This window comes from Sporosarcina sp. USHLN248, assembly GCF_037144575.1.
Taxonomy (GTDB): domain Bacteria; phylum Bacillota; class Bacilli; order Bacillales_A; family Planococcaceae; genus Sporosarcina; species Sporosarcina contaminans.
In genome coordinates, this window is the sequence record NZ_JBBCZC010000017.1 from 1 (window position 1) to 12086 (window position 12086).

Annotated in this window: 9 protein-coding genes, 2 pseudogenes and 1 riboswitch; of the genes and pseudogenes, 8 read left to right on the forward strand and 3 right to left on the reverse strand. The window is 37.2% G+C overall.

The annotated features are described in order from the left end of the window. The first annotated feature begins 216 nt into the window (after positions 1-216). A complete protein-coding gene (locus tag WFH04_RS08600; protein ID WP_336823645.1) occupies positions 217-2364 on the forward strand; it encodes a transglycosylase domain-containing protein in 2148 nt (715 codons plus the stop codon). 223 nt (positions 2365-2587) lie between these two features. Here WFH04_RS08600 and WFH04_RS08605 read toward each other — a convergent pair. Beyond that, positions 2588-2945: pseudogene (locus WFH04_RS08605) on the reverse strand (amino acid permease); the annotation flags it as partial. Between the two features lie 109 nt (positions 2946-3054). On the opposite strand from WFH04_RS08605, the gene WFH04_RS08610 reads away from it, so the two are divergent. Together WFH04_RS08610 and WFH04_RS08615 are read left to right on the forward strand one after the other, a co-directional pair. Beyond that, positions 3055-3936, forward strand: coding sequence for a hypothetical protein (locus tag WFH04_RS08610; RefSeq protein WP_336823646.1), 882 nt, complete (start codon positions 3055-3057; stop codon positions 3934-3936). 97 nt (positions 3937-4033) lie between these two features. Next, a pseudogene (locus WFH04_RS08615) lies at positions 4034-4591 on the forward strand (Nmad3 family putative nucleotide modification protein). Positions 4592-4989: 398 nt separating this feature from the next. Here WFH04_RS08615 and WFH04_RS08620 read toward each other — a convergent pair. Beyond that, positions 4990-5553 (reverse strand): hypothetical protein, encoded by a 564-nt coding sequence (locus tag WFH04_RS08620; protein ID WP_336823647.1) that lies wholly within the window; start codon positions 5551-5553, stop codon positions 4990-4992. 414 nt (positions 5554-5967) lie between these two features. Here WFH04_RS08620 and WFH04_RS08625 point away from each other — a divergent pair, with 414 nt between their 5' ends. The 5 genes from WFH04_RS08625 (at position 5968) to WFH04_RS08645 (ending at position 11003) form a co-directional block, all read left to right on the forward strand. Beyond that, positions 5968-6900, forward strand: coding sequence for an aminoglycoside phosphotransferase family protein (locus WFH04_RS08625; RefSeq protein WP_336823648.1), 933 nt, complete (start codon positions 5968-5970; stop codon positions 6898-6900). A gap of 541 nt (positions 6901-7441) precedes the next feature. Beyond that, positions 7442-7585, forward strand: a complete 144-nt coding sequence (locus WFH04_RS08630) for a hypothetical protein (protein ID WP_336823649.1) — start codon at positions 7442-7444, stop codon at positions 7583-7585. A 171-nt stretch (positions 7586-7756) separates the two neighbouring features. Next, positions 7757-8158: a topoisomerase gene (locus WFH04_RS08635; protein ID WP_336823650.1), complete on the forward strand. Its 402-nt coding sequence runs from the start codon at positions 7757-7759 to the stop codon at positions 8156-8158. A 528-nt stretch (positions 8159-8686) separates the two neighbouring features. After that, positions 8687-8787, forward strand: a riboswitch (TPP riboswitch). A 137-nt stretch (positions 8788-8924) separates the two neighbouring features. Then, complete coding sequence (locus WFH04_RS08640; RefSeq protein ID WP_336823651.1) at positions 8925-9677, forward strand: 3-oxoacyl-ACP reductase; 753 nt, start codon at positions 8925-8927, stop codon at positions 9675-9677. A gap of 18 nt (positions 9678-9695) precedes the next feature. Further along, positions 9696-11003 (forward strand): LLM class flavin-dependent oxidoreductase, encoded by a 1308-nt coding sequence (locus WFH04_RS08645; RefSeq protein ID WP_336823652.1) that lies wholly within the window; start codon positions 9696-9698, stop codon positions 11001-11003. Between the two features lie 175 nt (positions 11004-11178). On the opposite strand, the gene WFH04_RS08650 is transcribed toward WFH04_RS08645, so the two are convergent. Next, positions 11179-11976: a hypothetical protein gene (locus WFH04_RS08650; protein WP_336823653.1), complete on the reverse strand. Its 798-nt coding sequence runs from the start codon at positions 11974-11976 to the stop codon at positions 11179-11181. Positions 11977-12086 lie beyond the last annotated feature (110 nt).

Below are 12086 nucleotides of genomic sequence, written 5' to 3' on the forward strand. Positions count from 1 at the left end.
GTTTTAGGGTAACAAACGCACTTTCTAGACATAAATGAATACTCAGATGAAGGCTGGCAAGCTTATGTATTTTTCATTGCATTCTTCTGCACTTTTATCTTGCAAAACACAGCGTTACAGGATGGTAGTATTTTCATAGTGTAATTCATTTAAGTTTCTTCTTCCCAATATGCTAAACTTGTATGTCCGAAAGGAAATCAAGAAGGTGGAACTCATATGGGAAGAAAAGAACATAAACAGCAACAGAAACGATTGAATACAAGAAAAAAAAGGTCTAACATAAAAAAAACAATCCGAATACTATTATTCGTAATGCTACTTGTAATCCTTTGTGGGTTGGTTATCGTGAATTTATTAATCTCATCAAGTGATGTGAGTAAATTAGAAGAACCTGAACCGAGACCGACGTTTATTTACGATCAAAACGGAGAGATCGTTAGTAAAATTTCGAATGCTAACATTGAAGGAGTTGATATCAATCAAATTCCTAAAGAGTTGATTGAAGCTGTCATCTCTGTTGAGGATCAACAATTTTACAAACATGGTGGGATTAATTATTTCGGGATTGCGCGGGCATTTACTCAAAACCTGGTAAAAGGGAAAGTTGTTGCTGGTGGGAGTACGATCACTCAACAGCTTTCAAAAAATGAATTTCTGACGCATGACCGTACGTACTCTCGTAAATTCAAAGAATTGATTCTTACGAAGAAAATCGAGAGAACCTATTCAAAAGATGAGATATTGGAACGCTACCTCAATCAAATCTATTTTGGCGAAGGAGCATGGGGTGTTCAACGAGCCGCGCACATCTATTTTGGAAAAGATGTAAGCGAATTGACGTTAAGTGAATCTGCTACATTAGCGGGATTAATTAAAGCACCTACGCATTACTCTCCTTATAAAAACATGGAAAAGTCGGTGAAACGGCGCAACCTTGTTTTATCGTTAATGAAAAATGAAAAGTATATTAGTCAAGCGGAGTTTGATGAAGCGATCGGACAAGAAATTGTGTTAGCCGATTCAACAATGACAGATTATAAAGGGAAATACCCCTATTATATCGACTATATAATTGACGAGGCGGTCAACAAATACAAGCTAACGAAAAATGAAGTGCTCTATGGAGGATTACACATTTATACAGCGTTAAATCCTGTCATCCAAGATGCACTTGAAGACGTGTATGAGGATGATCGTTATTTTCCAGAAAGTAAGCCCGATCAACTCATTCAAAGCGGTTCGGTCTTCTTGAATCCTAAAACGGGTGGAATTAGTGCCTTGGTTGGGGGCAGAGGAGAATATACGTATGGACGCTTCAATAATGCGACCGAGCTCGTTAGACAACCGGGATCATCCTTGAAGCCACTTGTCTACACGGCTGCGCTCGAGCAAGGCTATCATATGTCGGATTTGCTCGTTGATGAGCCCATCAACATTAATGGATATTCCCCGCAAAATATAGACCATAAATTTAGAGGGCAAGTGACGATGTACGATGCAGTCGCTCATTCGTATAATATCCCTCCCGTCTGGCTCTTGAATAACATCGGAATAGAAAAGGGTGTGCGCGCCGTAGAGCGGTTCGGAATCCCATTGGATGAAAATGATCATAATCCTGGCCTGGCATTAGGGGGCTTGCACAAAGGTACTTCACCCTTGCGAATGGCTCAAGCTTTTTCTGCATTCGCGAATAATGGAGTCATGATGGATGCTCATGCTATTTTAGAAATAAAAGATTCAGAAGGCGAAGTCATTGGAAAATGGCGTGAACAGTCTGTAGAAGTAACAGATGCGGAAATTGCCCAGCAAATGACCTATATGCTGCAAGGCGCTGTCGAAGAAGGCACGGCCAAGAAAGCCCAGATTTCAGGAATAGACGTAGCCGGTAAAACAGGTACCACTCAGCTGCCATTCACGGGTATGGATGGATCAAAGGATCACTGGTTCGTCGGATACACTCCAGACATCGTAGGTGCGGTTTGGTTAGGCTATGATCAAACGGATCCTGAACATTACTTAACATCGACGAGTAGCTACACAGCGCCTCCGATTTTTGGGCAAGTCTTATCAAGGTCAATGAGTGAATACCCTACGAAGAAATTTGATTTACCATTAATCGCGAAAGATAAACAAGACCTTGAAAAACAGAAAGAAAAGTTGAAGGAGAAAGAACAGAAACTCGAAAAAGAGAAGAGGAAAAAGGAGAAGAAAGAAGAGAAAGAACGGAAAAAGAGAGAGAAGAAAGACAAGAAGGAAAGAGAGAAAGAAAAGATAAAGAAAGAAATGAAGAAACGGCAAAAAGAGATGGAAAAAGAAATAGAAAATGGCCTTAACCGGTTTAAGAAGTGGATTCAGGAAGAATAAAGCAAAATGGAAAAAGGATATTGAGAAGTTGGTCTCGTGTAATGATCAACTTGATTTCGATGCATTTATGAGGTAGTGGTTAGCTACCTTTGTCTGGAGTTAAGAAGCTTCGTCGCAAAGAAAATATAAACAGGTTCTGATCATTAAAGAAAAATGATTAGAGCCGGTTCTTTTGCGTGAACTCGAAGTTGTAGGATATGAATATAGAACAGGATAAACTTTATCAGCATTTACTTTCAAAGTAACAGTTTTTCAATGGATTCAACTGCTTAGCTATATTAATTTTCCAAAGGATCAAGAAGAGGGGGAGTCTGATATAGGAAACGAACGGGCCGTTTCAATCGATTGCACTCCCCTTAAAGGTTTAGGAATTTTGACCGTTAATGATGAAAATACATAGGACTATGGCAATTAAGGACCGAATGGGAAACCATTTTGAGCGATAAGGAAGACTTAATAGATTACCGCCTTGCGCAATATAGGCCTTTCTGAAACGGTAGTGACTGATTGCACTCCCAAAGCCAAGTAACAAATCCAGCCATACCCGATGCGTTCGACAAACAGATGTAAACCCTGCCGTCCAACAGTCTTATTTTGGTAATAGATGAATGTAGTCAAATGGTTTAAAATTTGATTGTTGGTATAATAGTCTTAATGATATTTCATTTATAATTTTAAGGGGAAATATATATGTCGACGGAATTGATAAAATTTTTATTAGGAAATATTAAAAATAAAAAAATAGTAGTGTTATTAATTATAGGAGGAATTCTTTATTATATAAATCAATATTCCCCATTATTGTTCGATAAACTGATAGTTATGTTTATAGATTCTATAACGATTATTATTGATAATATAATTGTTTTCACATTTTTATTAGTTATAATATCTTTATTATTTATATTAATAAAGTATAGTGATCAAAAGCATGATGAACTTAAATATAGAGATTTGGGATTGAAAATATATAGGTCTGGTACTGAAAAACCGTTTAAAGTTGAAATCTATGAAAATATTAGAATGTCAAAAAAAGATACATGGAGAGAAGTTTTTTTTATCAACAATAGTGGAAAACATCTTGATCATGTTGAGGGGCAAATAGATTTTTATGATAAAAAGAACAGAGTATTTTCTATTCCATTCACTATATACCTATTAAAACATGGATATGGTCATAAAATAGTCAAACAGGAATTTAATCCATATATAGAAAGATGGGAGGAATATGATTTTTATATAAAATCATCAAGTTATGGAGAAGACTTCGTTAGTAATAGAAGGTTTTCTGGAGAGAAGTATATAAGGATTCCAGACCAAATTGAGCTAAAGAAATGGTATCACAGTTTGGGGAAATATAATTTGAAATGGATATATGAACAGTTTACTAATTTGTATCTTCACTTTAGATTTACTTTTAAAAATGAAGGGTTTTTAAAAAAACTTAAACTATTAGTATTTTCTTTAATAGGACTTGGATTATTTGGTTTCATAATTTTTATCATACTTGATTCCATCGATATTCTCAAAAAAATTATTAGTCATTGGTATAAGTCAATTAAGGAAATTTGAAGTTCTTATCAATTAAATGATTAGAGTTAAGAGAAGGTGAAAATATCTTTTCACTAATATTTTTTAAGGGGGACTTAAATAGGCAAGAAAAGTTAGATTGAGTAGAAAAGGATTTGATTCAAAATCAGGTGGGAAACCAAATCCAATTTTAAATGGAAATCTAGTTTCTATACCGATACTCCGTGCTGGATCAGGTGATTTCTATACATATAGTTTGCCTACGTTAGTTATACGGATGTTCATGCAAGAGTTGGGGGCAAAGCATCATTATGTAGAACACATAGATCCCGACACTAGAAAGACAATTCTGCAAAATTGAACTACTGAGTGGAGATGACTATTTGGACAGAGCAGACCATCCGAAGGGTTATTAAATAAAATGAAAGGTGGTAAAGGAGATATATTATTATTTTTTGGTTTGTTTAAAGAAGCAAAAATTACAGATGGAAAATGGAAGTATATACATAACGCCCAAAACATACATGCAATTTATGACTACTTGGAAGTGGATGAAGTGTTTGATATTAAGAAGGGGGAAGTTCCGCCTTCGTGGGCACGGTACCATCAACATTTTAGAAATAGGGAAGAATATGCAACTATGAGAAATGTATTTATATGGCTACTGAATCACTTACAACCTCCTCAGACAAATTAGGTTATGGAGTATTCAAACATAACGAAGACGTAGTATTAACAAAGCAAGGTTCAAAAAAGAGATCATTATGGAACCAGGCCACTGAAAAACTTGCGTTTTATAGATACAGTAGTTTACTAACAAAAGGGAAACGTTTAGAACGGATTGAAAGAGCTAATGGATTCGCATCATTAAGAAACGTTGGAAAGCCCGACTATAAGCGATAACTTATGTACGACTTTTTTTGAATCCTATGAAGTGATATTCATTAGCAGAAAATAGAATGGAGGAAACGGGATTTTTCAAAAGTAGTGTATGATTGGCAATGTCGCTAGTGGGTGACTAGGCGATCCCGCTGCTCACCACTAACATTGAAAGAAGAAGAGCCCACTTTAAGAGTGAGCTCTTCATGAATCTGATTACGCTTCTCGCAACTTCTTAATTATTTCCTCAGCATACGAATCAGTAAACCGAATGCTCCCATGATCCCGTACAATTCGCCCTTCCTTCATGCGAATATCAAGCCAATCGGTTATAAAGGAAGGCGCATATCCACCTTGGCCGAATTCCCCGCCAAATGCGATGATGTTTTCATAAACAGCTTCATATTGGTCGCGACTGGTGTCTGGATACGACTTCGTATATAACCAAAACTGCACATCGTACATGACATATGATAATTCATCTGCGTGGAAAGAAAAATGGCCTTTTTCTTCAACAATCCGTGTGCAGATGCTGCGGATTTTCTGTTCTACCTGTTCCAATTCGGTTACCCCTGAGCAGAGCTCCGCAAGCAGGGGAGAAAATTTGCCGTGCGCTACTTTATCCAAAGCTACTTCTTTGTCCTCTTCAGAAGTATCATAATGTTCATCGTTCACTATGCCTTTAATAAACACCTCAAAATTATCGGCGAGGAATGTAATCTCATAATCACCTTCTTGATCGACATGAATCACTTCAGGCTCAGAGGAAGCTTGTAACATAGTTCTTTCTCGATCGAATCAATCAGTTCATCCGTAGGTTGTTCGGATTGATTCGATTCATTTGCGTACTCGCTGTCCTCCAGAAATCGGCTATAAACATATCAGAAAAAGATGTTCTTCTGCTTTATTCCCCCGGTTAATTTATACGATTTTTCCATTTTTGTCTCCTGATGATATCTATAATTGTTGGTAGCCTATACCATACAAATAATAGTAACATTTGAGAGAAAGGATTTTAAAATTATCCTACCATTGATCTATTAATGAAGGGGAATAAGGGGTTTGTGAAGAAGTGTACTTAAACGGAGCAGGTTTGTGAAAAAACGAGGGAATTAGTAAGGAATATAATCAATATCTTTTGTAAACATCTGTAACTTTATAATTGTAAACGAATTATCTCTTGGAGGTATAAATATGAATGGAATTGATGTGTTAAAAAGGTTTGGCTTTCAAATAGACAAAGAGCCTAAAAGTATTTATCCTTTTTCACCTGTATATCGAATAACTGATAAAGGGAAAGAGTTAATTGTTAAAAGGACACAAAATCCGATAGAGGAAGCAAGAAAATTAGTAAATTATACTACATATCTAAAGAATAATGGTATTAAAGTAGTCATCCCTGTGGATATTCAAATGGACAATCCACAAGATATTGGAGAGGAAACATATGTTGTCTATCCTTTTATTGAAGGAACAACTTATAGAGGAACTGATAATCAAATATTTGATGCAGGTAAACTGCTGGGACAAATACATCAACTATCTCTTGAGGATAATAAATATGAGTTGGAAGAATATGATGTTTATGATTTTAACAATGAAGAAATTGAAGAAAGTGTTCAAGCAATCGAAGAGTTTGCAAAAAAAGTTAATCATAGAATTGATGGCATTCTATTAAAAGAAAAACTGTTACAAATCGTTACCCAACAAGAAGAGCTAAAAATTGTTGGGTTGCCAAATGTCGCAACACCACACGATTATAAAGCGAATAATTTAATTTATTCTCCGAAACCTTATTTAATTGACCCAGATAATGCTAAATGGATTCCTCGAATATTTGATTTAGCGTTAGTTTTACTTTTGTTTCATAATGAATTATCAACTGCACCAGATGAGATATTTACACCGAATCAATGGGAACTTTTCCTGTCTGGGTATAAAGAATCGGTCAGTTTAACTGATTTAGAAAAGAGTTATTGGCAAAAATCCATAGAACACGTATTTTTAGATGAAGTAATGTGGCTAATGGCTGAGTTTGAGGAAGATTGGGATAATCCTTCACAACTAAAGCTTTTTGATAGCTTGATAGATTTAGTATTCGATTCATCAAAGTATAAACTTAATTGACATTAATTAGTTGTAAAACTTTACCCTTAATAATGTAAAGTGGAACTTGATTCATGTTTCAACTCCTCATGAGCCCAAAGAGAAAAATTTTGTTTTTTTACCAGTTCTTAGTGTATTGTTTGATTAAACGAGAATTGTCTCATACCCTTGCTATTGCCATTCCTCTAGTTTCAGGACTTTTTCGAATGAACTGCGCATAAGTAGGACACACACATAAAACGCTAAGACATCTTATCGTTTTTTTTTTATAAATTAACAGAAAAGACAACTATTAGATCAATCAGCTCTGAGGAGTAAAAATTCTTCGAGATAAACCTTCCGAGATTACTGCCTCCCTGACAAATTCCGATGTATATATTTAAAAAAATACTGAATATTTCCGCTGGATCAGATCTCATTGTGCTAAGATATATAATGATATTCAACAAACGGCCAGATAGCTAAAGTGGAACATCGCTGAATGGGCTATGCATTATTTTCTAAAGGGAAATACTGTTAAAGAGGGATTATCAAATATGTTGTGGGTAGAGGGGGGCTAAAGTTGGGATTTGTTGATGACTTAGCAGGTGCTATATATGATATTTTAAAGTTTTTTATATGGGCAATTAGCTACTTAGTTGCAGGGGCGATAATTGTTGCAGTTCCTATGTACTTGACAGTTTGGGTGATTGGTTTATTTCAGTAATCATATTGGGAAGCCGTTGCGGTTAAGCAATTTGCGTCCGTTCTGCAAACGGCCCAGTTAGCTGAACAAAAATATGTTTAAATTGAAACTATTTCCAATAGATATCGTTAAACTTATGCATGGAGAATTGTTGTGAAATTTGCACTTTGTTTTTGAGAGGAGAATTGAGAAGTGAGGAAAAAAGCTATCATTGCAGGGATTTTATTTAGTTTAATTTTGTTAGTCGCGTGTAATACAACCGAGGTATTAGAAAGCGAGCAAGAAGTAGTAATTTCCCAAGAAAACGGTGGAGATGATGGAATATCAAATTTCTTATCTGAATTACAAAATGAAACAAATGAATCTATTACAAAGGAGACGGAACTTGAAAGTGATTCACTAGCAATAATGGTTGGTGGGAGTATTAACGAATTAACAGTTTCAGTAGGTTTTCCAAAGGATGCCAAAATTGATAATACATTGATTCAGCAAATAGTTGAAGAGTCTATTAAGAATGTTTCTGAAACAGAAACAGCAACAGATAGTGAAGAAGAAATAAAAACGAAAATAAAAATAAAGATTGAGGAATACTAACGGGATGTTTTGATTTATCAGCAAAAAATCGGTTGGCCGGAACAAGTAATAGAGTAAGTCTATCCTTATCTATAAGTTTCTGGATAAATAATTAATTTGAAGGATATAGTCAATAATTATAATAGGGGCTGTCCAATATGTTCCTGAAATAGAACAGGTGAGGAAAACGATTCGTTTTTCCTCACCTGTTCTTGTATTATTCTCATTTAAAATCCTGAAAGTAGCTCGTGGATGCCAGCCACTTTTAGAAGATTGTGGGCCAATGCCCAAACGGGTAGATGAATAGATCGTCTTTCCGTGAATGTCCAGTTCTTTGTGGATTGAATATCATTCTTGTAGTTGCAAATCTGTTCTTTCACATGTTTATTGAAAAAAGCAATCAAAGCTGATCTTATATTTTTTGACTATGGACCCAAGGAAATAAATGGCCAAGTTGTAATAGATCATTCAATATGCTATGGTTTAAAGTACAGACTAATAGAAATATTATAAATGGCCGCATGATCTAAAAACTCTTAAAAACTAAATAGTATGCACTAGGGGTGTTATTTAACTGAGATGAGTAGTGACTCAAACCCTTTGAACCTGATCTAGCTGAAACTAGCGTAGGAAAGTGTAAACTCTTGGATATACGAAGAGGGATGACTCTGTCTTCTTTTTGGTATGTCATCATAGTGTTACGCAACTTTCCTTTTGGAAGGTTGCGTTTTTTAATTTTTAGCTGCCATTTACCGTTTCAAATAATATACGTACAGGAGTGGTTGGGATGAGTAAAGTCGTATTGGTAACAGGAAGTAGTCAAGGGTTAGGGGCAACGATCGTAAGGACATTGGCAAACCAAGGATTTCGGGTAGTCGTCAATTACAATAAGAGCAAAGAGGCAGCCGACAAAATTGTTTCCGAGATTGGAAAGGAGCATGCGATTGCCATTCAAGCGGATGTCACCAATCGTACAGAAGTGGATCGTATGGTAGAAGAGGCAACTGACTATTTTGGGCAAATTGATGTTGTGGTGAATAATGCATTGATCGATTTTAAATTTGATCCAATCAAGCAGAAACCTTTCGCAGAACTATCTTGGGAAGATTATCAAAGACAGTTGGATGGTACGTTAAAAGCAGCATTTAACGTAATTCAAAGTGTCGTCCCTCAATTTATGGAACGACAAAATGGAAGTATTATTAGTATAGGGACGAATTTATTTCAAAATCCTGTCGTACCTTATCATGAATATACGACAGCGAAAGCAGGTTTAATCGGTTTTACACGTAATATAGCTGCCGAATTAGGGGCGTATGGCATAAAGGCGAATGTCGTTTCAGGGGGCTTATTGAAAACAACTAACGCCAGTGCTGTTACAACGCCGGAAGTATTCGATTTAATTGCCAACTCAACGCCGTTGAAGAAAGTCACCACACCTCAAGACGTTGCGAATATGGTCGCTTATTTGGCTTCAGAACATGCAAGCGGCATTACAGGTCAGAATTTTACCGTCGATGGCGGTTTAACAATGAACTGACAAATGGGGGTGTGAAAAATGGCTGAAATGAAAGGAAAACATTTAAACTTAGGTGTTTTGCTGTATGGCTGCGGACACCACCAAGCTGCTTGGCTAATGCCTGATTCAAGTGTTGAACGGATTGGTGATATTACCTATTATCAGAACTTGGCTAAGTTGGCGGAAAGGGGCTTGCTTGACGTCGTATTCTTTGCAGATAATCAATCATTTGTAGGCAAAGAAACCAGTGATATGCCGGCGTTTTGGTTTGATCCACTGATCAATTTAACAGCCATATCCCAAGTGACAGAGCATGTAGGGTTAGTTCCAACGATCTCAAGTACTTTTTCCAATCCATTTACGGCTTCACGGCAGCTTTTGAGTTTAGACCATATAACAAAAGGTCGTGTTGGTTGGAATCTTGTTACTTCAATGACTGATGTTGAAGCGCAGAATCATAGTATGGATAAGCTACCATCTCATGATGATCGCTATGAAAAAGCAGATGAATTTGCAACGTTAATGAATCAGTTGTTTCTTTCCTGGGACAGTAAAGCGTTTCTGCATCAACGTGAAGAGAAAAAGTTGATCGATCCTTCAAATATATCGCCATTTCATCATGAAGGTACCTATTTTAAGGTGCGTGGACCGTCCACTACGCCGAAAAGTCCACAAGGTAAACCGGTCGCAATGCAGGCAGGGGCGTCCAAACAAGGTATTGCATTAGCCGCAAAGCATGCCGATGCTGTTTACTCAGTGTCGTGGAACTTCAAGCAAGCAAAAAGATTTCGAGAAAAAATCAATGAGCAAGTGAAACAAAGCGAGAATAGCGACAAACATATTAAAGTGTTCCCAGGCTTAGTAACTTATGTCGGTAAGAGTCGTGAAGAGGCTTTCGCTAAGAAAGCGGCATTAGACGAACAATTACCTATTGAAACGGCTTTAAGACAGCTGAGCATTTTTGTTCGACAAGACTGCTCCAATTGGGCACTTGATGAAAAGGTTCCACCATTGCCGCCTGTGGAGGAATTTACTGGACCGGTCGGCCGATATGAGACGATATTAGAAATACTTCAGGATACAAACCCAACAGTAAGGGAGCTATTGGGGTATCTAAATGCTGGAGGAGGACATTTCACACTCATCGGCACGCCTGAAGAGATTGTCAATCAGATGGAGCTTTGGTTTGAAGCAGGGGTAGCAGATGGTTTTAATCTTATGCCTCCCACATTGCCCGGTAGCTTAGAGGACTTTGTTGAATTTATAGTACCCGAGCTGCAAAAGAGAGGTCTTTTCAAAAACAAATATGAAGGCCACACGTTGCGTGAACATTTGGGACTAGCCTAGTAAAAGATTAGTAATTGGCAAGTGATTCTATACTGCTAACCTTTAAAATCAGCACCGTGCAACGTTGTGCTATTAATATGATCAATCCCTTTACGAAATATATCAATCATTTAGTGGATAAGAAAGCTGGACGATAGTGAATCGAATTGCGTACAGTTTTTTCATCGCGAAAAACTCACGGACAATAAAATCCTTCGATCGGTTTATCAAATAGCATAAACATATCTTTGAAATACGTTTCATCAACTAACTTGTCCAAAACGCCTTTGTAATACCCCGTCAAATTACGGATTGCTTTCTTCTTCGTAGCCATCACAGTAATCATTAAAGCACGATACGCAAGGTCTTCGAATACGTGGAGATCGTCTTTGTAAATATCAAACTTCAACATGCTTCCAGATAGGGCCCTATGAATTCCGTAGAATTCACGGGCCATTTTTGTGTCTCCGATCGTTGCGGCAAGCAAGTCTTTCATTCGACTAAATAGACTTGTGGAGTACTTTGACGATTCCGTAGGAGACGTGTAGTTAAGATCTTTAGATTTTAATAAAGATTTAGAAAGAGTAGCTTCGTCTGCCGGAAGCTGCCCTTTTTCCTCGTTCTCATGCGGTTTGTCGTCATGGTCACGGTCGTTCATTTTCCCCTGGTCATCGAAAGGCAAAATGCTGTAAATGTTGGCGCCAAGCCCGCTCATGACCGGTCGGATGTAATGGATTTTCTCGATGATGCGTAGGTTGACGAGTTTGCGGATTGCCCGTCTTACTGTTACGTTGGATTTTCCAATCGCTTCCTCGATCGTTCCGTGTTTCAAATGAGCAGCCCCATATTTAACGGAGTAGCGGCGAATGACGTCTAAAACTTGGCGATCTGAATTCGTCATTTCATCATAGTGCATCATCACATGCTGTTCAGCTGCAGCGTCCATTTCCTCAATTGTGTGAAATCGTGCGTATTCTTTCAGATAATGTGTCATGCTCATTCCCCCTTTACCCTCTATATAGAAGGGAGGGGTCAAAAAGGATACTCTGGAGACAGAGAAATTCGAAATAGTTCTAAAAGCCTATGAATACCTCTTGATTTGCC

What these genes read in the sequence shown, in the direction of transcription:
- WFH04_RS08600 (WP_336823645.1), top strand. Translation starts at nt 217, where the DNA reads ATGGGAAGAAAAGAACATAAACAGCAACAGAAACGATTGAATACAAGA.
- WFH04_RS08610 (WP_336823646.1), top strand. Translation starts at nt 3,055, where the DNA reads ATGTCGACGGAATTGATAAAATTTTTATTAGGAAATATTAAAAATAAA.
- WFH04_RS08620 (WP_336823647.1), bottom strand. Translation starts at nt 5,553, where the DNA reads ATGTTACAAGCTTCCTCTGAGCCTGAAGTGATTCATGTCGATCAAGAA.
- WFH04_RS08625 (WP_336823648.1), top strand. Translation starts at nt 5,968, where the DNA reads ATGAATGGAATTGATGTGTTAAAAAGGTTTGGCTTTCAAATAGACAAA.
- WFH04_RS08640 (WP_336823651.1), top strand. Translation starts at nt 8,925, where the DNA reads ATGAGTAAAGTCGTATTGGTAACAGGAAGTAGTCAAGGGTTAGGGGCA.
- WFH04_RS08645 (WP_336823652.1), top strand. Translation starts at nt 9,696, where the DNA reads ATGGCTGAAATGAAAGGAAAACATTTAAACTTAGGTGTTTTGCTGTAT.
- WFH04_RS08650 (WP_336823653.1), bottom strand. Translation starts at nt 11,976, where the DNA reads ATGACACATTATCTGAAAGAATACGCACGATTTCACACAATTGAGGAA.